This window comes from Aquaspirillum soli, from assembly GCF_054781915.1.
Genome location: NZ_BAAGTM010000003.1, coordinates 285831 through 309110 on the forward strand (window position 1 = coordinate 285831; position 23280 = coordinate 309110).

At 50.4% G+C, this 23280-nt stretch carries 19 protein-coding genes; 16 read left to right on the plus strand and 3 right to left on the minus strand.

Going from position 1 to position 23280, the window contains the following annotated elements; translation table 11 throughout:
• Position 1: 1 nt before the first annotated feature.
• Complete coding sequence (locus ACYVJG_RS05235) at positions 2-934, minus strand: TerC family protein (RefSeq protein ID WP_460430133.1); 933 nt, start codon at positions 932-934, stop codon at positions 2-4.
• A 219-nt stretch (positions 935-1153) separates the two neighbouring features.
• Here ACYVJG_RS05235 and ACYVJG_RS05240 point away from each other — a divergent pair, with 219 nt between their 5' ends.
• The 6 genes from ACYVJG_RS05240 (at position 1154) to ACYVJG_RS05265 (ending at position 9120) form a co-directional block, all read left to right on the plus strand.
• Positions 1154-3967: a valine--tRNA ligase gene (locus ACYVJG_RS05240; protein WP_460430117.1), complete on the plus strand. Its 2814-nt coding sequence runs from the start codon at positions 1154-1156 to the stop codon at positions 3965-3967.
• A gap of 67 nt (positions 3968-4034) precedes the next feature.
• The gene (mscL, locus tag ACYVJG_RS05245) at positions 4035-4466 is read left to right on the plus strand and encodes a large-conductance mechanosensitive channel protein MscL (protein ID WP_460430118.1); all 432 of its coding nucleotides are present in this window, start codon (positions 4035-4037) and stop codon (positions 4464-4466) included.
• A 3-nt stretch (positions 4467-4469) separates the two neighbouring features.
• The gene (gene ispD, locus ACYVJG_RS05250) at positions 4470-5168 is read left to right on the plus strand and encodes a 2-C-methyl-D-erythritol 4-phosphate cytidylyltransferase (protein ID WP_460430119.1); all 699 of its coding nucleotides are present in this window, start codon (positions 4470-4472) and stop codon (positions 5166-5168) included.
• Between the two features lie 21 nt (positions 5169-5189).
• Positions 5190-6521 (plus strand): glutamine synthetase family protein, encoded by a 1332-nt coding sequence (locus ACYVJG_RS05255; protein ID WP_022653542.1) that lies wholly within the window; start codon positions 5190-5192, stop codon positions 6519-6521.
• Positions 6522-6711: 190 nt separating this feature from the next.
• Positions 6712-8301: a methyl-accepting chemotaxis protein gene (locus tag ACYVJG_RS05260; RefSeq protein WP_460430120.1), complete on the plus strand. Its 1590-nt coding sequence runs from the start codon at positions 6712-6714 to the stop codon at positions 8299-8301.
• A 57-nt stretch (positions 8302-8358) separates the two neighbouring features.
• Positions 8359-9120, plus strand: a complete 762-nt coding sequence (locus ACYVJG_RS05265) for a chemotaxis protein CheB (protein ID WP_460430121.1) — start codon at positions 8359-8361, stop codon at positions 9118-9120.
• On the opposite strand, the gene ACYVJG_RS05270 is transcribed toward ACYVJG_RS05265, so the two are convergent.
• The gene (locus ACYVJG_RS05270; protein ID WP_460430122.1) at positions 9026-9649 is read right to left on the minus strand and encodes a hypothetical protein; all 624 of its coding nucleotides are present in this window, start codon (positions 9647-9649) and stop codon (positions 9026-9028) included. The genes ACYVJG_RS05265 and ACYVJG_RS05270 overlap by 95 nt on opposite strands.
• 209 nt (positions 9650-9858) lie before the next feature.
• The gene (locus ACYVJG_RS05275; protein ID WP_460430123.1) at positions 9859-10659 is read right to left on the minus strand and encodes an IclR family transcriptional regulator; all 801 of its coding nucleotides are present in this window, start codon (positions 10657-10659) and stop codon (positions 9859-9861) included.
• A gap of 207 nt (positions 10660-10866) precedes the next feature.
• On the opposite strand from ACYVJG_RS05275, the gene ACYVJG_RS05280 reads away from it, so the two are divergent.
• The 10 genes from ACYVJG_RS05280 to ACYVJG_RS05325 all read left to right on the plus strand — a co-directional run bounded on the left by ACYVJG_RS05280 (position 10867) and on the right by ACYVJG_RS05325 (position 23201).
• Positions 10867-12048, plus strand: a complete 1182-nt coding sequence (locus tag ACYVJG_RS05280) for an acyl-CoA dehydrogenase (protein WP_460430124.1) — start codon at positions 10867-10869, stop codon at positions 12046-12048.
• 231 nt (positions 12049-12279) lie between these two features.
• A complete protein-coding gene (locus ACYVJG_RS05285; protein ID WP_022653548.1) occupies positions 12280-13392 on the plus strand; it encodes an ABC transporter ATP-binding protein in 1113 nt (370 codons plus the stop codon).
• Positions 13393-13428: 36 nt separating this feature from the next.
• Entirely contained in the window at positions 13429-14463 is a 1035-nt protein-coding gene (locus tag ACYVJG_RS05290; RefSeq protein WP_022653549.1) for an ABC transporter substrate-binding protein, read from the plus strand.
• Positions 14464-14518: 55 nt separating this feature from the next.
• Positions 14519-15784: an ABC transporter permease gene (locus ACYVJG_RS05295; RefSeq protein ID WP_460430125.1), complete on the plus strand. Its 1266-nt coding sequence runs from the start codon at positions 14519-14521 to the stop codon at positions 15782-15784.
• A gap of 6 nt (positions 15785-15790) precedes the next feature.
• Positions 15791-16618 carry an ABC transporter permease gene (locus tag ACYVJG_RS05300; protein ID WP_022653551.1) on the plus strand — a complete coding sequence of 276 codons (828 nt, stop codon included), beginning with the start codon at positions 15791-15793 and terminating at the stop codon, positions 16616-16618.
• Between the two features lie 58 nt (positions 16619-16676).
• The gene (gene gabT, locus ACYVJG_RS05305; RefSeq protein WP_022653552.1) at positions 16677-17942 is read left to right on the plus strand and encodes a 4-aminobutyrate--2-oxoglutarate transaminase; all 1266 of its coding nucleotides are present in this window, start codon (positions 16677-16679) and stop codon (positions 17940-17942) included.
• 23 nt (positions 17943-17965) lie between these two features.
• Positions 17966-19426, plus strand: a complete 1461-nt coding sequence (gabD, locus tag ACYVJG_RS05310) for an NADP-dependent succinate-semialdehyde dehydrogenase (protein ID WP_460430134.1) — start codon at positions 17966-17968, stop codon at positions 19424-19426.
• Positions 19427-19552: 126 nt separating this feature from the next.
• Positions 19553-20755, plus strand: a complete 1203-nt coding sequence (locus ACYVJG_RS05315) for a CaiB/BaiF CoA transferase family protein (RefSeq protein WP_460430126.1) — start codon at positions 19553-19555, stop codon at positions 20753-20755.
• Between the two features lie 102 nt (positions 20756-20857).
• Positions 20858-22477 carry an electron transfer flavoprotein-ubiquinone oxidoreductase gene (locus ACYVJG_RS05320; RefSeq protein ID WP_460430135.1) on the plus strand — a complete coding sequence of 540 codons (1620 nt, stop codon included), beginning with the start codon at positions 20858-20860 and terminating at the stop codon, positions 22475-22477.
• A 79-nt stretch (positions 22478-22556) separates the two neighbouring features.
• Positions 22557-23201, plus strand: a complete 645-nt coding sequence (locus tag ACYVJG_RS05325) for an Rpn family recombination-promoting nuclease/putative transposase (protein WP_460430127.1) — start codon at positions 22557-22559, stop codon at positions 23199-23201.
• Positions 23202-23280: the final 79 nt, after the last annotated feature.

Sequence of the window (23280 nt, forward strand, 5' to 3'; positions counted from 1 at the left end):
GTCAATGTTTTTTGGTCACGATTAACGAGGCGACAACCGAGGCAGTCAAGAAGAAGAACACCACACCGAGCGAAACAGCGATTGGCATTTTATAAAATTCCACCATCAGCATTTTCGCACCGATAAAGGTCAATACGGCAGCCAGACCATATTTCAACAAGTGGAAACGATCGGCAACATCGGCCAACAAGAAATACATCGCACGCAGACCCAAGATAGCGAAGATATTCGAGGTCATCACAATAAACGGGTCGGTGGTCACGGCGAAAATAGCGGGGATGCTATCGACAGCAAAAATCAAGTCCGAGAACTCAATCATGATCAACACCAATAACATCGGTGTTGCTACCCAGCCGCTAGAGTCACGAATAAAGAACTTCTCTTGGTGAAATTCTGGTGTCACACGGATATGACCGCGCAACCATTTCAGCAATGGATTGTTGGCTAAATCATCATCGCTTTCTTTTTCTGGCATCATCATTTTCAAGCCAGTAAAGACTAAGAACGCCCCGAAAATATACAAAATCCAATGGAATTCTTGCACCAACACGGCGCCAATCGAGATCATGATGGCGCGCATAATCACCGCCCCCAACACGCCATACACCAAGACTCGACGTTGATATTCCGGTGGAACTTTGAAAAAGCTAAAAATCATCAGGAAGACAAAGATATTGTCCACTGCCAATGATTTTTCTAACACATAGCCAGTGAGAAATTCCAATGCTTTGTGGTTGGCAATGTCTCGGCCAACGTTAGGATCGCTGGCAAGGTGCCACCATAGCCAGCCGTTGAACAGCATGGCAACAGTGATCCAAACCACAGTCCATGACAGGGCTTCTTTGACACTGACTTTGTGGTTGCCAGCCTTGTTTAAGGCAAACATATCGATGGCAATCATCACCACAACGGCGGCAAAAAAGCCGACATACATGGCGGGCGTGCCGACGGAAATTGGAGCGGAGATCACGGGATTTCCTTCTTTTAAAAAAGCGAAGTCAATAAATACATCCCCGCAAACGGGGACGCTGTCATGTTGGGTAGATCAAACTTTTTTCAATCCCACCTCAACAGTCGTACACGCACAATCATGCGAGACCACCGGTTTTCGTTATAATCGCAAGACTTTTCTATTTTACTGCACCGCACCATCATGAATCTCGCAAAAAGTTTTGAACCTGCCGATATTGAACGCCGTTGGTACCCCGAGTGGGAACAAGCGGGCTATTTCCAGCCCCACATGCAATCGGGCTCGCCGGCTTTTTGTATCCAACTGCCGCCGCCTAATGTGACTGGTACGCTACACATGGGCCATGCCTTTAACCAAACGATTATGGACGGCCTGACCCGTTACTATCGAATGAAAGGGCATAACACCCTGTGGGTACCGGGCACAGACCACGCAGGGATTGCCACCCAAATTGTGGTGGAACGCCAGCTGGGTGAAAAAGGGGTGAGCCGTCATGATTTGGGGCGGCAAGCCTTTATCGACAAAGTGTGGGAGTGGAAACACGTTTCCGGCGGTACCATCACACAACAAATGCGGCGCATGGGGTGTTCGGTCGATTGGCAACGTGAATACTTCACCATGGATGAAGTGCGTGCTGGTACTGTGAATGAAGTGTTTGTGCGTTTGTTTGAACAAGGGCTGATTTATCGCGGCAAGCGATTGGTGAATTGGGACCCCAAACTGGGCACAGCGGTGTCGGATTTAGAAGTCGAATCGGTCGAAGAAGATGGTTCGATGTGGCATATTCGTTATCCTGTGGTGGGCAGTGATGAAGCGGTGGTGGTGGCCACGACCCGCCCCGAAACTTTATTGGGTGATGTCGCGGTTGCGGTCAATCCAAGCGATGAACGCTACACCCATCTGATCGGCCAACAACTGCAACTTCCGCTGACCGGACGTCAAATTCCGGTGATTGCTGATGAGTATGTTGATGCGGCTTTTGGTACCGGTTGTGTCAAAATCACCCCCGCACATGATTTTAACGACTATCAAGTGGGTAAGCGTCATCACACCCAGCTCATCAATGTGATGTCGCTTGAGGCAACTATTTTGCCGCAAGCACAGGTCTTTAGCTTCGAAGGTGCGGCACAAGGCAATATTGCACTGCCGCCTGCCTATGCGGGTTTAACCACCAGCGAAGCACGCAAGAAAATCGTCGCCGATTTAGATGCGGCTGGCTTATTGCTGGAAGTCAAACCACATAAATTGATGGTGCCACGTGGTGATCGTACCGGATCGGTGATTGAACCGTTGTTGACCGATCAATGGTTTGTTGCGATGACTAAGGTGAGTGAGCAAGATCCAACGGGTAAATCGATCACACAGAAAGCCATTGATGCCGTCGAATCGGGCGAAGTTCGGTTTATTCCCGAAAATTGGGTTAACACTTATAACCAATGGATGAACAATATCCAAGATTGGTGTATTTCACGCCAGTTGTGGTGGGGTCATCAAATCCCTGCTTGGTATGATGACGAAGGCCGCGTGTATGTCGCACGCACCGAAGCCGAAGCACAGGCCCAAGCCGGTGGTAAAACCCTGCGCCGTGATGATGATGTGCTGGATACGTGGTTTAGCTCGGCATTAGTGCCCTTCTCAACCATGGGCTGGCCAGAACAAACACCAGAACTGGAAGCCTTTGTGCCCTCCAGCGTGTTGGTGACAGGGTATGAAATCATTTTCTTCTGGGTGGCGCGGATGATTATGATGACCACCCACTTCACTGGCAAAGTGCCGTTCCGTGATGTGTATATTCACGGCATGGTGCGTGACCATGAAGGCAAAAAAATGTCCAAATCCGAGGGCAATGTGATTGACCCAGTGGATTTGATTGATGGCATTGCGCTTGAACCGTTGGTAGAAAAACGCACCACGGGCTTGCGCCGGCCAGAAAAAGCGCCACAAATTGCTAAGGCAACAGAAAAACTGTTCCCCGAGGGGATTCCGGCTTATGGTACCGATGCGCTGCGCTTTACCATGGCCAGTTATGCCACCTTGGGCCGTTCGGTCAATTTTGACTTCAAACGTGCCGAGGGCTATCGCAACTTCTGCAACAAGCTGTGGAACGCAACCCGTTTTGTCTTAATGAATGTGGAAGGCAAAGATTGTGGTCAAGATGAATCGTTGCCGTTGACCTTTAGCTTTGTCGATCAATGGATGATTGGCCGCTTGCAACAGGCCGAGGCCGAAGTGGGCGAGGCGCTCGACCAATATCGTTTCGACCTTGCCGCACAAACTTTGTATGAGTTCATCTGGAATGAATACTGCGATTGGTATGTCGAACTTGCCAAGGTACAGTTGCAAAATGGTGATGAAGCACAACAACGCGCCACCCGCCGTACTTTAGTGCGGGTGTTAGAAGTGGCGTTGCGCCTTACCCATCCGCTGATGCCATTTATCACCGAAGAACTGTGGCAAGCCGTGGCACCTCTCGCCAATGCCAAACACAGCGATTCGATTATGTTGGCAAAATGGCCGGTTGCTGCACCCGAAAAAATTAACCCAACCGCCAATGCCCAGATGGCTGCATTGAAAGACATGGTCAATGCGGTGCGTAATTTGCGTGGTGAAATGGGCTTGGGGCCAGCAGTGAAAGCGCCGTTGTGGGTCGAAGCAGGGCCAGAGGCAGCGGTATTCTTGCCATACATCGCGCTGTTAGGTCGTTTGTCCGAGACTAAGCTAGTTGAGGCCTTGCCCGAAGACGATGCGCCAGTGGCTATCAGTGGCGATATGCGCTTGATGCTGAAAGTGGAAATCGACAAGGCGGCGGAAAGTGCGCGCTTGAAAAAGGAAATCAGCAAACTAGAAGCGGAAGTGGCTAAATTGGCCGGTAAATTAGGCAATGAAGCCTATACCGCCCGTGCTCCAGCGCATCTGGTTGAGCGCGACCGCAATCAGTTGGCTGAATTCAGCGACAAGTTAGAAAAACTGCAAGGCCAATTGGCTAAATTGGCTTAATGCAATTGCCTTAGGCCCAACCCGTCCTGTTCTCGGGACGGGTTTTTTATTGAGGAGTGTCTAAAACATGCGTTTACTTCAAGAATTTAAAACTTTTGCTGCACGTGGCAATGTGATTGATATGGCGGTGGGGGTCATTATCGGCGCGGCATTTGGCAAAATTGTGTCCTCACTGGTGGCAGATGTGATTACACCGCCGCTTGGTTTATTGTTGGGTGGCGTGAATTTTTCCGCTTTAGCCATCACGCTACAGGCGGCGAGTGGCGATCAGCCGGCGGTGGTGATTGCCTATGGCAAATTTATTCAAACCATCATTGATTTTCTGATTGTGGCGTGGGCGATTTTTCTGGGGCTGAAAGCAGTCAATACCTTAAAGAAAAAGGAAACCCCTCCACCCGCTGCCCCACCGGCTCCGAGTCCAGAGCAAGCGTTATTGAGTGAAATTCGCGATCTATTGCGACAACAGGCAGAGCAAAAATCATCCAACAAGGAGAAGTAAGTCATGGCACGGATTTGGGCGATTGTGCCGGCGGCTGGTAAAGGGTTGCGTTTTGGTGGTGAGATTCCCAAGCAATATCAGTTGTTGCAGGGCGAGCCAGTGTTGTTTCACACCCTACGCACCTTGTTAGCAGAGCCCGCGATTGAGCAAGTGTTATTGGTCTTGGCGCCCGATGATACGTTTTGCCAACCAGCCGCTTTGGCTGCTGCAGGTCTTCAGTCAACGCGTTTGCGAATTGCGTATGTCGGTGGTGAATCACGTGCTGAGACAGTGGCAAATGGTTTGCGTCAATTGGTATGTCAAGAACAGGATTGGGTGTTAGTGCATGATGCCGCCCGTTGTTGCCTGCCGCCGGCCAGTTTGCGCCGTTTAATTGATGACTTGGCCGATGACCTCAGTGGTGGCATTTTGGCGTTGCCGGTGGCCGACACGCTAAAACGGGCTGATGCACAACAACGTGTGTTAGCAACGGTAGCTCGCGAGAAGATGTGGCAAGCACAGACACCACAAATGTTCCGCACAGCGATTCTTCGTGCCGCACTGGCGCAGGATCCTGCACACTTTACCGATGAAGCTTCTGCAGTTGAAGCTTTAGGTCACCCCGTCAAATTGGTGTTGGGGTCGCCCTACAATTTCAAATTAACCTATGCTGAGGATATGGCTTTAGCTGAAGCGGTGTTAAAGCTCATCCGCACAACCTAGAGAGTTGATGTCGTGAAATCGATGCCTGCTGTGGTGGTTGAGGCCATTCGGGCCCTACAGCCAAGAGAAATTGAATGTGTCATTCCAGATTTAAATGGTTTGCCACGGGGTAAAGCATTGCCAGCCGAGGCTTTTTTGGCTGGGCAAGAGCTGCGGATGGCGCGCGCTATCGCCATTTATACGGCAACCGGTGATTTTCCTGATGTGAAATATACCGGCGAATCCGACCCCGACATGCAGTTAAAACCAGACTATGCCACGTTGCGCCCAGTGCCGTGGGCACGCACCCCTCGCATGTTGGCGATTCATGATTGTGTTGATTTAGATGGCAAAGAAACGCCTATTGCCTCGCGCCAAGTGCTAAAAAATGTGCTGCGCCAATATGCAGCGCATGGCTTACAGCCGATTGTGGCGCCTGAACTAGAGTTTTATTTATTTGCGTTGAATCCCGACCCCAACCAGCCCTTTAGCCTGCCGCTAACCCGTGAGGGTCGCCAAGAACAAGGCGCATCGGCTTTTACTTTTCATGCTCTGAATGCGTTTGATGGGTTCTTCGATGAGCTATATCAGGCTTTACCGTTATTAGGTATTCGATCTGATACTTTTGTTCATGAGTTAGGCCCAGGGCAATTTGAAATCAATTTATTGCACGGCGATGCTTTAGATTTAGCCGATCAAACGTTTTTATTTAAATATGCTCTGCGTGAAATTGGCTTGAAACATAATCTTAATGTGGTGTTTATGGCCAAGCCTTTAGCGGGGGCGGCGGGTAGTTCGATGCACCTCCATCAGAGCGTAATTGATACAACGGGGCATAATGTATTTAGTTTGCCAGATGGTCAGCCTAGCGCGTTGTTTTTTCATTTTATTGCTGGCTTGCAGCAATGCCTGCCCGATTTAATGCCAATGCTATGCCCTTCGGTTAACTCGTATCGTCGTTTTGTGCGTTATATGACTGCGCCGGTGAATTTTGCTTGGTCGTATGATAACCGTTCGGCTGGGTTACGTATTCCGCTATCCCATCCCGCTGCCAGACGTGTCGAAAATCGCTTACCGGGAAGTGACGCTAATCCCTATCTGGCTTTGGCTGCTAGCCTTGCTGCTGGTCTGTATGGCATGTTGAATCAACTGATGCCAACGCCTGCTGCCGAGGGGGACATTTACCGCGATGCACAAAACGATGGTCGTTTGGCACGGTCGTTAGACATGGCTTTGATCCGCATGGCAGAACAAAAAACTGCAGAACGTCTATTTGGTTCGGCTTTTACGTCAGCCTTTATCGCCGCCAAACAGGTCGAACTCGATGCCTTCCTGAGTGAGATCACCCCGTGGGAACGCCGTTATTTGATTTGATTTTTTATATTTTTTATATTTTTATGTAATATGATTTTGTCCTTTTGATTTGCTGTCTTATTCTTTATTAAACCTTGCTTAAAATAATCCCTACACAGATTGACATATCGCTTTATAATCAGCCCCCGCGCCTATTGCGGGGGCAATTGCTCAATTTACAGCAACGAATCAGCGGCGTTCTGAGGGATTTATGAAGATCAATCTGCCAGTCAGTCAAACAGAGCATTTCTTACAACCGGGAAAACCGATTGTAAGCAAGACCGATTTAAAGGGGCGGATTACCTACGTCAACAGTTCGTTTACCGATATCAGCGGCTTTCATCGTGATGAGTTACTTGGGGCCAGCCATAATATCGTGCGTCACCCCGACATGCCTCCCGAAGCGTTTGCGGATTTATGGAGAGTCATTAAAACCGGACAACCGTGGCGTGGTGTGGTGAAAAATCGCTGTAAAAACGGCGATTTTTATTGGGTAGAAGCCTATGTCACACCGATCACCGAAAATGGCACGATTACGGGTTATATGTCGGTGCGGACACCGCCGAAACGTGAAGATGTGCAAGCGTGCGAGGCTCTCTATCGTGCTGTTCGCGAAAAACAGAGCACATTGCCTGCCACCCCGCTGATTACTCACGGCCGGACGCGGGTGTTTTTATTAGCACAGGCGGTATCTGCCGGACTGTGTTTTATTGCGTCGCCGTTTTTGCCAGATACATGGCAATGGCCAGTCAGTGCTTTGGGCTTGACCTCAGTGGTGATTGGGAGCTGGATGATTCACCACCGTTTGTTTCAGCCCATTCGCGCGACACGCCAAGCATTACAGCGTATTACCGAGGGACAGCTGACCGAACGGGTTGACCCAGCGTTATACAACCGCTTATCTGGCTTGGCGCTCGACATTGAATCGTTGCGCATCAATTTAAGAGCAACGTTTTCTGATGTCGTGTTGTGTGCACAGCGGGTGGAAAGTGAAGCTGATGGGATTCATGCTGAAATGCAGCGTTTGACCAAAGGTTCACAATGGCAAAGCCAGCGCGTGGGGCAAGTGTCTGCTGCAATTGAAGAACTCAGTACAGCAGTCAACGACATCTCCCACAATACACAACAGGCACAGCAATTAGCCGATGAAACCAATGTCGCGGTGACGCAAGGTAAACATTGTATGAGTGAATGTTTAGACAGCGCCGGCCAAATTCAGCAAGTGGTCGATACCATGCGCGAGCGTATTACCAGCTTGGCCGGGTCGATTAGCAAAATTGCACAAGTCAGCGACAACATTAAAGCGATTGCCGACCAAACCAATTTATTAGCCCTAAATGCCAGTATTGAAGCTGCACGCGCAGGGGAGGCAGGCCGAGGATTTGCGGTGGTGGCTGACGAAGTGCGTGATTTAGCAGCAAGAACGGCCTTGAGTACTAACGATATTACGCATATTGTGAACAGTATTGAACATGAAACAAAGCTGGCTCTCTCCGCGATGGACGAGGCCAGTGTATGCGTGAAATCGGATGCACAAAAAGTGCAAAGCAGCAGTGATAGTCTGGATCAAATTGATGCAGCCAATCAGCGTGCGGTCAGTCGGATTCATGAAATTGGCGAAAGAGTCCTGCAACAAGCGGCTGTATCGCATGAAGTGGCCGACAATATGAGTAATTTGAATGCGACGATAGAAGAAGGGACTCAGAGTCTGCGTCGTGTGGGGGATGCGGTGGCCTCGTTAGAGAACGCTGCGCATGATTTACACCGTTTGGTGCAACACTTGGAACGCAATTTGCGTTAACTGCGATACTGGTCACTATGTGGTGGCCAGTTGGGAATGCCTTACAGGGAGAACCCCATGAAACAGCCTATCGACTCCCGGCCTTCCGCGCCTGTCATGCCGCATCTTTCCTTATCCGGAAAGACGTCGACCCAAGTCGGTTTTACTGCCGCCTTGCACAGCTTGATGCGCGAGCGCCACTCTGCAGATGTGATTTTGCCACCGCCCTCGGCTTCGGCATTGATTCCTCAAACTGAAAAAGTGATTGCGATTGGTACCTCTACCGGCGGTACCCAAGCATTAGAAACAATTTTGACCACACTGCCGGCGGACTGTCCGGGTATTGTGATTGTGCAGCACATGCCAGAGCGTTTTACGGGTGCGTTTGCCCAACGCTTGAACCAGCTGTGCAAAATTGAAGTGTTAGAAGCCAAACAAGGCGACCGTGTGCAACGTGGACGCGCATTGATTGCACCCGGTGGTAAGCATTTGGTGTTGAAACGTATTCAAGGTCAATACACCGTCGATGTTGTCGATGGCCCGCCCGTGAGCCTGCATAAACCGTCGGTTGATGTCTTGTTCCGCTCGGTGGCGCGTGCCGCCGGCCAAAATGCTTTGGGCATTATTATGACCGGCATGGGCGATGATGGAGCAAATGGCTTGTTGGAAATGCGCCATACGGGGGCGTTTACCTTGGCTCAAAGTGAAAAAACCTGTGTTGTGTATGGTATGCCAAAAGAGGCGGTTAAACGTGGTGCGGCGCGCAAAACAATTGACCTAAATCAGATAGCCCAAGAGTCGTTGCGGATTTGTCGCGAGGGCTGGCGCAAAGAGTCGTAAGCCCTTGCATTAAACGGCTGAAACGCGGTTGCAGGTGTTGGCGCACTTGTTGCGCATGGTGTTGTAACTGTTCGAAACAAGCACGCTCATCGGGCGTGCTATTTTTTTGCCCATTGTCAGGGCTAACCTCAATCATGCTTAAGGCCTGTTCTGGATCAAGGTTTAACAACACTTTTTGATGGTGGTCTGGGTGATTGGCTAGCGGTAGATCGGCGGTCGTAGCATCACAGAGCAAACCATCGATGATATGCGCAAAAGCAGGGTCGAAAGCGCGCATGGGTTGGCCAATAGCTGCAGCGCACAACTGACGTGCTGTTTTTAATTCAGGAATGGCCGATTCAAGCACGATCTGAACAGGGACAACCGTCTGTTGTTCTGACAGTCGTTGTACGATGGAAATAATCTGTTGGCGTAAGGTGCTGGCGCTGTTCGGCTGGCGATCTAAGCAACTGGCATCATTCAGAATGATTAACAGTGCACCTTGTTGGTGCGTCAGGGTGAGGGGCTGGCTGGACGAAGTGGCAAACATGGCAAATCCTTTTTAGGGTAAGCCACCACGACCAGAAACACACATGCCGCCAGTCGCGGCGGCATGGGCTGAGTGTCGAGGGTGTAAATTCGTTAACCGTGACGCAGCATGGCCGCCTGTTGGAGGGGCCACCAATAATAAGCGTATGTGGTGTGGGAACGATTTACGGTATTCATGGCCCCCATCAAACCACCGTTTGCTGTTGCCTGTCAAGCATGACGACTGCCGGTACGAATTTGCGCCGCTAAATTGATCAGGGCGGGGGCTACGACCTCGCGCATATTTTTTTCCTGAAAAGTAAACGTCGGCACGCAGGCATTGAGGCTGAATAATTGGTTATTGGGCAGCTGCAGCGGTACGCCAATCGCACAGACATCTGACTCACATTCGCCAAAGGCTGTGCAATAGCCATCTTCAACAAAGCTACGCTGCGCCAGTCGTAAACGTGCAGCCATCTCTGGCCATTGTGAGTCATAACGGATGGCCATTTTCCGGTCCACGGCTTGCCGTGCCTCATTGTCCAAACTGACGTAATAAGCCCGTCCAATCGCCGTTGTCGCAATAGGGTCGCGTAAGCCGACTGTGAGTTGTACCGAAATTCGAGAACTACTACGGCAGGTTTCCAGATAAACCATATCAATGCCATCTGCGACAGCCAAACTAACCGAGACTTGGTAAGTGTGAGCAAATTCGCGCATCAAGGGTTCCGCGTGGGCACGAATATCAAAGCTTGATAAAAAAGAAGAAGCCAATTCCAACACACCGTAGCCCAAACGGTATAAGCCGCTTTCTGTGTCCTGTCGCAGATAACCCAATTTGATCAGGGTGTAGCACAAACGGGACACCGTAGACTTGGGTAACTGGGTACGCTGGGCCAATTGTTGGTTAGATAAGTTGGCATCATCCGCACGGAACGCTGCCAAAATTTCCAAACCCCGTGCCAAAGCCGTCACAAATAAACGGTCTTTTTCCTCATCATTTCCAACCGCCTCTTCGGTCTGGATATTCATGATTTTTCCTTATTTTTCAAAGATTTTTTAAATATGGGATAGATGGTGTTTATCAAATTTTTGTTGCACTGCGTCATCAACTTGATGACAGAAACTCTTTACAGCTTAGCAGAGAAAGGCTATGTTTTGTTCTGCATTGTAAAACAATGTTCCGCTGTGTGGAACTGTTGCGGTTGCCCGCTTTGCCCTGTTTATTGGAGATTGCTCATGTCGAATGCTCGTCCGGCCTTTCAATGGGAAGACGCCCTGCTGTTAGAAGATCAACTGACTGAAGAAGAACGTATGGTGCGCGATAGCGCCTATGCGTATTGCCAAGAGAAACTGTTGAGCCGTGTCTTAACAGCCAACCGCGAAGAGCGTTTCGACCGTGAAATCATGAGCGAAATGGGCGAATTGGGGCTGTTGGGTTGCACCATCGAAGGCTATGGCTGCGCTGGCCTGTCGCATGTTGCCTATGGTTTGGTTGCTCGCGAGGTAGAGCGCGTGGACTCAGGTTATCGCTCGGCAATGAGCGTGCAATCTTCCTTGGTGATGCACCCCATCTATGCGTATGGCACAGACGAACAAAAAGAGAAATACCTGCCTAAGTTAGCCACCGGTGAATGGGTGGGATGTTTTGGTTTGACCGAACCTGATGCCGGCTCGGATCCTGCCAGCATGAAAACGCGTGCGAAAAAAGTCGACGGTGGTTACATCCTCAAAGGCAGCAAAATGTGGATCACCAACAGCCCTATCGCAGATATCTGTGTGGTATGGGCCAAAGACGACGCCGATGAAATTCGTGGCTTTGTGTTAGAGAAAGACATGAAAGGGCTGTCGATGCCCAAAATTCACGGCAAGTTTTCCTTACGCGCGTCCATCACCGGTGAAATTGTGATGGACGATGTTTTTGTGCCAGACGAAAACTTATTGCCGCATGTAAAAGGGCTGAAAGGGCCTTTTGGTTGTTTGAATAAAGCCCGTTACGGCATCGCTTGGGGGGCAATGGGTGCAGCTGAGTTCTGCTGGCACGCCGCCCGTCAATACACTCTTGACCGCAAACAATTCAATCGTCCTTTGGCCGCGACACAGTTGGTTCAGCTGAAGTTGGCCAATATGCAAACTGAAATCAGCTTGGGTTTACAAGCTGCGCTGCGCGTGGGTCGTTTGATGGATGAAGGTCGCGCTGCCCCAGAAATGATTTCGCTGATCAAGCGCAATAACTGCGGTAAAGCGCTGGATATTGCACGCATCTCCCGCGATATGCACGGTGGTAATGGTATTGCCGATGAGTTCCATGTGATTCGTCATGTGATGAACTTAGAGGCCGTCAATACCTACGAAGGCACGCATGATGTTCATGCGCTGATTTTGGGACGTGCACAAACCGGTATTCAAGCTTTCGCTTAATGCACCGCGACGGCGCACTGAAAACCAATTCGGTGCGCCAAGCAAGTTATTAGAGGAAAATTACGGCTTATTTGCCGTAAGCAGTATTTTTTCACCTGAAATTAGCCGATTTTCAGATGAAATCGCCAAGAAATAACTGGCACGGTTCCTGCAATGCAAGACGGGCCATGATTCACAAAAACCAACGACAACCCGTCGCGCTGATCGGCGTTAGGGGAGGCCAAGCAGAAAATGACGCATCCAGACACCCATGCACCGCATGTACGTTTCATCAATGTTCAAAAAACATATGATGGAGAAACCCTGATTGTAAAAAACCTGAATCTTGATGTGCGCCGTGGTGAATTCCTCACCTTATTGGGGCCGTCCGGCTCGGGTAAAACCACTTCTTTGATGATGTTGGCTGGCTTTGAAACCGCAACCGAAGGCGATATTTTGGTGGGTGGCCAGCGTATTAACCGTGTACCACCGCATAAACGCGGCATGGGCATGGTGTTCCAAAACTATGCTTTATTCCCTCACATGACCGTGGCCGAAAACTTGGCTTTTCCGCTTACCGTACGTGGTCAATCTGGCAGCAATGTCGATGAAAAAGTGAAAAAAGCACTGGATATGGTGCGCCTGACCGCCTATGCCGACCGTCGCCCTGCCCAATTGTCGGGTGGGCAACAACAGCGTATCGCCTTGGCGCGGGCATTGATTTTTGAACCAGAAATTGTGTTGATGGATGAGCCTTTGGGCGCATTGGATAAACAACTGCGCGAGCACATGCAGATTGAAATTAAACATCTGCACGAAAAGCTCGGCATCACCATGATTTATGTGACACACGATCAATCCGAAGCCTTGACCATGAGTGACCGCATTGCGGTGTTCAACGATGGTGTGATTCAACAGCTGGCAGCACCGGCGGATCTTTACGAGCGGCCAGAAAACTCGTTCGTGGCACAATTTATCGGTGAAAACAACCGCTTACACGGTAAGGTGGAAGCCCTCTCAGCACAAAGCTGCGATGTGCGATTAACCGATGGTTCGGTGATTCATGCCTTCCCCGTTGTGAAAACACAAGTGGGGGGTGAGGTGAGCCTGTCGTTACGTCCAGAGCGTGTGGATGTAGCCGACAAAGCCGAAACCTTAGCCAACTATGCCAATTGTTTTAGCGCCACCATCGAAGAAATCATTTACCTCGGCGACCATTTGCGTGTCCGCGTTGCCTTGTGTGGTCACGATGATTTCATCATCAAAACCCAAAACAATGATCTTGGTTTTACCCCTGAAGCAGGTCAAACGATTTACGTCGGCTGGAAGTTAGAAGACTGCCGTGCGCTTGACCTTTTGCAATAACTCGTACGACCCCGCAACCTCAAGAGGAGTTTCATCATGAAAAAGTTGTCTTATTCTGTGATTGCCCTGTCGCTGTTGGCTGCTAGCGGTATGGCAATGGCTGAACAGTTCACCGTGACCACTGGCGGCGGTGCTTATTCTAACAGCATCCGTAAAGCCTACTTTGAGCCTTACATGGCCAAAACTGGCGACAAAATCGTTGAAGATGTGTGGAACAACGAAATGGCAAAAATCAAAGGCATGGTTGAGAAAAAGGCTGTGAGCTGGGACGCAGTCACCATGGAATCGGCTGACGGGATGCGCGGTTGTGATGAGGGGATTTTGGAACGCATCGACAAACTGGTTGATAAATCCAAATTCTTGCCCGGTTCTATCACCCCTTGCTTTATCGGTTCTATCGTGTGGTCGAATGTGTATGCCTACAACGATAAGAAATTTGCCGGTGCGAAACCTTCCACTATTAACGATTTCTTTGACTTGAAGAAATTCCCCGGTGCGCGTGCGATTCGTAAAAATCCAAAAGTGAACATGGAAATTGCACTGATGGCTGACGGTGTGGCACCGAAGGATGTGTATAAGGTGTTGGCCACTAAAGCCGGTCAAGACCGTGCTTTCAAAAAATTGGATAGCCTGAAAGGTAATCTGAAATTCTGGGAAGCTGGCGCGCAAGCACCACAATTGTTGGACTCTGGTGATGTGGTGATGACCACTGCTTTCAATGGTCGTATTTTCGATGCCGCGAAAAACGAGAAAAAACCATTCAAGATTGTGTGGGATGGTCAGGTGTATGACTTCGATGGTTGGAGTATTCCAAAAGGTGCACCGAAAAAAGACGCTGCAATGAAATTCTTGGCCTTTGCTTCACAGCCTGAAGTGATGGCAAATCAATCGAAATACATTGCTTACGGCCCAACCAACAAAGATGCTGTGAAACACATCAGTAAAGAAGTGTTGCAAGACTTGCCAACCAACCCAGAAAACATGAAGAAAGCCTTACCGGCCAGTGCTGAATTCTGGGCTGACCACTTTGAAGAAATCAACACTCGCTTTGTCTCCTGGCTCGCCCAGTAATCCGTCTTAGCGTGGCGGCGGCGCTTGGCCGCCGCACTACGCCGGAGAGTATGTTATGACTGCATCCACTTTGTCTTCTGCTACCAGTGCGCCGTTATCCGAGGGCACTGGGCTTAGCCTTAAAAAGCGTTTAGCGCGTTCAGAACGGCGACGCAAGCTACAAGCTGCGTTGTTGGTTGCGCCATTGTTGCTGTTTATTCTGTTTACCTTTGCCGCGCCAATTGGCAAGTTGTTATGGCGTGCGGTACATAGCCCTGAAGTGGCTGAAGGTCTGCCAAAAACAGCCCAAATGATTCAGGCATGGGATGGCAAAAGTGTGCCAGAGGAAGCCGTGTTTGTGGCTTTGGCACAAGATTTAGACACCGCTTATGCAGAACAGCGTTTAGCCGTTCCCGCCAAGCGTTTGAACTACGACTCGCCGGGGATGTTGAGCTTGCTGATGAAAGCCGGCCGTAAAGTGGCCAGTTTTGAGAGCGAAAACCTGCGGCAACAGTTTATTGATGCCGACCCACGCTGGGGGGAAGTGGAAACGTGGCGAGTGATCCGCAATGCCAGCAGCAGCTACACCGATTTCTTTTTACTGCGCGCCCTTGATCTGACTCGTTCTGCCAGTGGCGAAATTGTCAGTGTGTCCGACGATGAGGCCATTCATCTCGATATTCTCTACCGCACATTTTGGATCAGTGCGTTAGTGACGGCGGCGTGTTTGGCCTTGTCTTATCCTTTGGCATGGTTACTGGCCAATTTGCCTGCCAAAACCGCCAATTTGTTGATGATCTGTGTGCTGTTGCCGTTTTGGACTTCGCTGTTAGTCCGCACAACCGCATGGATTGTATTGTTGCAAAACAATGGTGTCGTGAACCAAGTGATGCAGTTGATGGGGTTGTTTGATGCCCCTGTGCAGCTGATTTTTAACCGCTTTGGTGTGGTGGTGGCGATGACCCATGTTTTGCTGCCATTTATGATTTTGCCACTCTATAGCGTGATGAAGAGTATTCCTCCGGTGTATGCCCGCGCTGCAGCCAGCTTAGGGGCGAATCCTTGGACCGTGTTCTGGAAGGTGTATGTGCCGCAGACCTTGCCGGGGGTGGGCGCTGGGTGTTTATTGGTGTTCATTATGGCAGTGGGTTACTACATCACGCCGGCTTTGGTGGGCGGGCCGCGTGACCAGATGCTGAGTTACTTTGTGGCACTGCATACCAACGAAACATTGAACTGGAGTATGGCCGCTGCCTTAGCCGCCGTCTTATTTGCCGCAACTTTGGTGCTGTATGCCATCTATAGCCGCCTTGTCGGTGTCAACAACATGAAACTGGGGTAAGAGATCATGGCGCTACCAGATTACGCGGGGATGCCCGAGAAAACGGTGTACTACGGGGTACGAGTCTTATCCGGTTTGGTGTTGTTATTTTTGATCGCACCGATCTTGGTGATTGTGCCGTTGTCGTTTAATGCTGAAGCCTTCTTTACCTATCCGATGCCAGGGTTATCGCTGCGGTGGTATCTGGATTTCTTCGGCTCGGCAGAATGGCAACGGGCGTTATACAACAGCTTGTTCTTTGGGATTGCGACAACGCTGTTGTCGATGTTCTTAGGGACATTGGCTGCCTTAGGTTTGGCGCGGCCTGAATTCCCTTGGCGTGGGCCAGTGATGGCACTGATTATCTCGCCGATGATTGTGCCGTTGATTATTGCTGCGGTGGGGATGTTCTTGTTCTACGCCGATTGGGGATTGGTCAACACGCGGTTAGGCATGGTGCTGGCACATACTGCTTTGGCGACCCCGTTTGTGGTGATTACCGTGACCGCAACCTTGACCGGCTTTGATGCGCGATTGTTGCGTGCTGCAGCTAGCTTGGGTGCCAATCCAGTGACCACGTTCCGCCGTGTCACATTACCGATGATTTTACCCGGCATGGTATCCGGCGGCATCTTTGCCTTTGTGACCTCGTTTGATGAGGTGGTGGTGGCGTTGTTCTTGGCCGGTTCAGAACAACGGACATTACCCCGTCAAATGTGGTCGGGGATTCGTGAACAATTGTCGCCAACGATTTTGGCCGCGGCGACGCTGTTGGTGTTGTTCTCGATTGCCATGTTAGTCACGGTTGAAATGTTGCGCCGGCGTTCGGAACGTCTGCGTGGTATCAGCCAATAAATTTTTTGAATTGATCTTGACCTGCGGAATCAATCCGCATCCTTCTGTGGAGACTGTTATGCCTAGTAATGCTGAATTAAATGCGCGCCGTCTTGCTGCAACCCCGCGTGGTGTGGGGATTACCACTCAGATTTATGCTGAGCGTGCGAAAAATGCAGAAGTCTGGGATGTAGAAGGCCGCCGTTGGATTGATTTTGCGGCAGGGATTGCCGTGCTGAACACCGGCCATCTGCATCCTAAGGTGCAAGCGGCTGTCGCTGGGCAATTAGAGAAATTCTCACACACTTGCTACCAAGTGTTTCCCTATGAAAGCTATGTGGCTTTGGCAGAAAAACTGAATGCCTTGGCCCCTATTAGCGGTGAGAAAAAAACCTTCTTTGTGACCACCGGTGCCGAAGCGGTGGAAAATGCCATTAAAGTGGCGCGTGCTGCCACTGGTCGCCCTGCTGTTGTCGCGTTCTCCGGCGCGTTCCACGGCCGCACCTTGTTGACCATGACTTTAACCGGCAAGGTCAATCCTTACAAAAAAGGCTTTGGTCCCTTCCCTGCCGATGTCTATCACGTCCCATACCCAAACAAAGTGCAAGGCGTCAGCGTACAAACCTCGATTCGTTGTTTGGAAGAAATTTTCAAATCGTCGGTCGATCCTGAGCGCGTGGCCGCAATTATTTTGGAACCGGTTCAAGGCGAAGGTGGCTTTAATGTTGCCCCCCCAGAACTGTTCCGCGAATTGCGCCGGATCTGTGACCAATATGGCATTTTGTTGATTGCCGATGAGATTCAAGCTGGTTTTGCTCGTACCGGTAAGATGTTCGCCACGGAATACAGCGGTGTTTCACCAGATTTGATGACGATGGCTAAATCGTTGGCCGGTGGCTTCCCTCTGGCGGCGGTGGTGGGTCGTGCCGAATTGATGGATGCCCCAGCCCCCGGCGGTTTGGGTGGCACTTATGCCGGTAATCCATTGTCTCTGGCGGCGGCACTGGCAGTGATTGATGTGATTGAAGAAGAAAAACTGTGTGAACGCGCTCTGGCGATTGGTGAAAAACTGACCTCGCGTCTGGAATCCCTGCGCGGTGCGGTGCCACAAATTGCCGATGTTCGTGGTTTGGGTGCGATGGTGGCGGTGGAGTTTATGCAAGATGGTAAACCTGATGCCGACTTCACCAAGCGCGTGCAAGCCAAAGCCTTGGAAGGCGGTTTGGTCTTATTGACCTGCGGCACCTATGGCAATGTGATTCGCTTCTTAATGCCGTTGACGATTGAAGACAGCGTGCTGGAAGAAGGTCTGACTATTCTTGAATCGGCCATGAAATCGGCCTAATTGCCCGCTAGGAGCTGACTATGTTGCTGCAACTACAGCGCCCCGAATTGTTACGCCAACAAGCCTATATCAATGGCCAATGGTGTGACGCGGCATCGGGCAACACCATTGCTGTTGATAACCCTGCCACGGGTGAAGTTATTGCCCATGTGCCTTCTTTGACTGCCGAAGAAACCCGCGCTGCGATTGATGCTGCCGATGCTGCATTGCCTGCTTGGCGGGCAAAAACAGCGAAAGAGCGTGCGACGATTTTGCGCCGCTGGTATGAGCTGATGTTGGCGAACCAAGAAGATTTAGCGCGCTTGATGACGGCGGAACAAGGTAAACCGCTGGTGGAATCGCGTGGTGAAATTGTTTACGCCGCAAGCTTCTTGGAATGGTTTGCCGAAGAAGGCAAACGTATCTACGGCGATATGATCCCGAGTCCATTGGCCGACCGTCGCTTTTTAGTGATGAAACAGCCGATTGGTGTCTGTGCCGCCATCACACCGTGGAACTTCCCTTCGGCGATGATTACCCGTAAGGCCGGCCCTGCTTTAGCTGCGGGTTGCACGATGGTGCTCAAGCCTGCCTCGCAAACCCCTCTGTCTGCTTTGGCTTTGGCCGTGTTGGCAGAAGAAGCTGGCGTACCGGCTGGGGTGTTTAGTGTGGTGACCGGTTCCGCTGGCACCATCGGTAGCGAACTGACCAGCAACCCGACCGTACGCAAACTGACCTTTACTGGTTCGACCGAAGTGGGTCGAGTGTTGATGCGTGAATGCGCTGACACGATCAAGAAAGTGTCGTTAGAGCTGGGTGGTAATGCACCGTTTATCGTGTTTGATGATGCTGATCTCGATGCGGCGGTGGTGGGGGCGTTAGCTTCTAAATATCGTAACGCCGGCCAAACTTGTGTTTGTGCTAACCGTTTGTTGGTGCAAGACGGTGTGTATGACCAATTTGCTGAAAAATTGGCAGCAGCTGTTGCCGGTTTGAAAATCGGTAATGGTTTGGAAGAGGGCATTACCCAAGGCCCGATGATTGATGAAAAAGCCTTGCAAAAGGTGGAAGAACACATCGCCGATGCCAAAGAAAAAGGCGGCGAGGTGATTGCTGGTGGTAAGCGTCATGCCTTGGGTGGCCGGTTCTTTGAGCCGACGATCATCAAGCATGTGACGCCAGCCATGAAGGTGGCAAAGGAAGAAACCTTTGGTCCTTTAGCGCCGTTGTTCCGTTTCTCAACAGAACAAGAAGCGCTGGCAATGGCAAACGACACTGAATATGGGTTGGCTGCGTATTTCTATACCCGTGATTTAGGTCGAACTTTCCGTGTTTCTGAAGGGTTGGAATACGGGATTGTCGGTGTGAATACTGGCATTATTTCCACCGAAGTGGCGCCATTTGGCGGCATTAAGGCATCTGGTTTAGGCCGCGAAGGTTCCAAATATGGTATCGAAGATTATTTGGAAATTAAGTATGTGGCTTTAGCTGGGGTGAATGCTTAAACCCTACATTGCTTCTCCTTCTGAGTTGAGTGGGTTGTTCCTCACCCGCCCCGTCAGTTCCCCTGACGGCGGGGCGGGTCTTTTTTTGCCTATTTATTACGCAGCAATCGCTGGGAGTAGTGGAAAATGTCTGCATTGTCGGGTGTGCGAGTCCTTGATTTATCGAGAGTTTTAGCTGGGCCTTGGGCCAGCCAATTATTGGCAGATTTAGGGGCAGACGTGGTGAAAGTCGAGCGTCCTAAAGCCGGTGATGATACTCGGGGTTGGGGGCCTCCTTTTTTAACGCGTGCTGATGGTTCACAAGGCCCTGCCGCCTATTATCTGTGTGCCAATCGCGGTAAAAAATCGATTACTGTTGATATTACCCAAGCAGAAGGGCAACAGATTATTAAAAAACTCATCGAAAATAGCGATGTGTTAATTGAAAATTATAAAGTCGGTGGTTTAAAAAAATATGGCTTAGATTATGAGTCTGTCAAAGTCATCAATCCAAAATTAGTCTATTGCTCAATTACTGGTTTTGGTCAAACTGGCCCGTATGCTGATCGGGCAGGATACGATTACATCGTGCAGGGCATGACCGGTTTGATGAGTATTACCGGGCCTGCTGATGGTGAGCCGCATAAAGTTGGAGTAGCCGTAACGGATTTGTTCACAGGTTTATATGCCAGCAACGCGATTTTAGCTGCCCTCCATGCCCGCCATACGACCGGTGAAGGGCAACATATTGACGTCGCACTGTTCGACTGCGCCCTAGCCACTTTGGCTAACGTCAATATGAATTATTTGATTGGTGGACAAACCCCACCGCGTTTGGGCAATGCTCATGCTAATATCGTACCCTATCAGGTGTTCCCGACATCGGATGGGCATTTTATTTTGGCGTGTGGGAATGATGCACAATTTGCCCGTGTTGCAGAATTGGTAGGGTCGCCAGAATGGGCGCAAGATCCGCGTTTTGCCACCAATGCCGCGCGTGTGCAGCATCGTGAGGTATTAACGCCGATGTTGGCGGACTGTTTCCGGCAACGGACGCGTCAAGATTGGTTGAGCGCGTTAGATGCGGCGGGTGTGCCAGCTGGGCCGATCAATACAGTCGATGAGGCGTTTGCCGATCCCCATTGTATTGCACGGCAAATGCGGCGTGATTTGGTGGCGGCAGATGGTACTGTCGTGCCACAGGTAGCTTGTCCTGTGCAGCTTTCGGGTACGCCAATTGATTATCAAAACCCACCGCCAGAATTAGGACAACATACTGAAGAAGTGTTAACTGCCTTGGGTTGGGATGGTGCAGCGCAAAGAAAACTACAGCAATGTGGTGCGATTTAAACGCTCGTTTGACTAGTTTGCGATTAACATGCACCATTCTGTCCATCTCGAACGCATTAACATCGCTCTTGTGTAAAAGGAGTTAGCGTGCAACGCGAATATATGGAATACGATGTGGTGGTTGTTGGCGGCGGCCCTTCTGGCTTGGCCACAGCAATTCGCTTGAAACAATTGGCAGCGGCAGCTGATCGTGAACTGAGTGTGTGCCTGTTAGAAAAAGGCTCAGAAATCGGGGCGCATATTCTGTCTGGTGCTGTGCTAGAGCCCACCACGCTCAATGAACTGATTCCTGACTGGAAAGAAAAGGGTGCGCCCCTCAATACACCAGCACAGGACGATCATTTTCTGTTTTTAACAGAGAAAAAAGCCTTTGAACTGCCCACCCCGCCACAGATGCACAATCATGGCAACTACATCATCAGCTTGGGGAACTTTTGCCGGTGGTTAGGGCAACAAGCGGAAGAACTCGGCGTTGAGATCTATCCGGGGTTCGCTGCTGCTGAAGTGTTGTATGACGACACCGGTGCGGTTAAGGGTGTGGCGACAGGCGATATGGGCTTAGACCGTGAAGGTCACCCAACTGATGCCCACCAAGTGGGGATGGAGTTGTGGGCTAAACAAACCATTTTTGCCGAAGGCTGTCGTGGTTCTTTGACCAAAACCTTGTTTGACCGCTTCAAGCTGCGCGATGGTGCCGAGCCACAAACCTATGGTATTGGCATCAAAGAGCTGTGGGAAGTCCAACCCGAAAAACATCAGCCCGGTAAAATTACCCATACCACGGGCTGGCCGATGGATAACAACACCTATGGCGGCTCTTTCCTCTATCACTTAGAGGATAACCAAGTCGTTGTCGGCTTTGTGATTGGTTTGGACTACCAAAATCCACACCTGTCGCCGTTTGATGAATTCCAACGCTTTAAGACACACCCAGCCATTCGTGATGTATTTGAAGGGGGCCGCCGTATTTCTTATGGCGCACGGGCATTGTCCGAAGGTGGTGTGCAGTCGTTACCTAAACTGACTTTCCCGGGTGGTTTGTTGGTTGGCGATACCGCTGGTTTCCTCAACGTGCCGAAAATCAAGGGCACGCATACTGCGATGAAATCGGGGATGTTGGCGGCCGAGGCCGTGTTTGACATGCTGAGCCGTGAATCGTTGGAAAACGAAGCAACGTCTTACACCGAAGCGTTCAAATCGAGCTGGTTGTTTGATGAGTTGTGGAAAGTGCGTAATGTGCGTCCTTCTTTCCGTTGGGGGTTGTGGGGCGGCATCATGTATTCCGCGATCGACACCTATATTTTCAATGGCCAAGCGCCTTGGACGTTGCGTCACTTGCACGCTGACCATGAGTGCCTGAAAAAAGCCAAAGAAATGCCAAAGATTCACTATCCGAAACCGGACGGGAAAATCAGCTTTGATAAGCTTTCGAGCGTATTTATTTCGAACACCAATCACCGTGATGATGAGCCGGTGCATTTGCGTTTGAAAGATAGCAGTGTTCCAATTCAGATCAATTTGGCACTGTATGACGCACCAGAGCAGCGTTATTGCCCTGCTGGGGTGTATGAAATTGTGGGACGCGAAACGGGCAACCCCCGTATGCAAATTAACTCACAAAACTGTGTTCACTGTAAAACCTGTGACATTAAGGACCCAACCCAGAATATCAACTGGACAACGCCAGAAGGCGGTGGTGGCCCGAATTACCCGAATATGTAAGCCATCGCGCGTATGCGTGTAAAAGACAACGCCCTGCCATTGTGCAGGGCGTTGTTGTGTTTGATTGGGAGAGTGAAGTTTGTATTACAGCTCGCGTCTTATCAGCGAACAGTTAGAAAGTGGTCAATCCTATCGCGAGATGAAGCATGTGATTTGTATTCATCTACTGGATTTTGATTTATTCCCTGAACATCCAGAACAAGCTTCATGGCGGTTTGAACTGCGCGATCAACATATTCCCGATGTTGTCCTCACCAAAGCACAGCAAATTGATATTCTGGAGTTAGACAAAGCCGACCGCCTCCAACTGGCCCCAACGGCATTAAAGAATTGGGTCGATCTGTTTGAACATTGGCAGGAGCAACACATCATGGCACAGCTGACACACACACCGGTAATGACTGTTTTGCAATCCCTAGAGCAAATGAGCCAAACCAAGGAAGAACGGTTACGGGCATTGGCGCGAGAACGGGCAGTGTGGGATTACAACACTGACATCATCACTGCGCGGGAAGAGGGTAGAGAAGAAGGCAGAGAAGAAGGTCGTGAAGAAGGCATACAAGCCATGCGAAGCCTACTTCGGACGTTGATTGAGGCACGGTTTGGTCAGCCGTTGCCGGATTGGGTGTTGTCGCGGTTACGGGCGGCGACGCCGGAGCAGTTGCAGCAATGGGGAGTATCGTTAACGCAGGCGCAGCGGTTAGAGGATATTTTCGAGGGTTGAGATCATAGAATCGTCGGGCAGTTTTGCGACACGGTGTGAAGCAAACCGCCAAAACATACTACAATCAGCCGTTACCCTC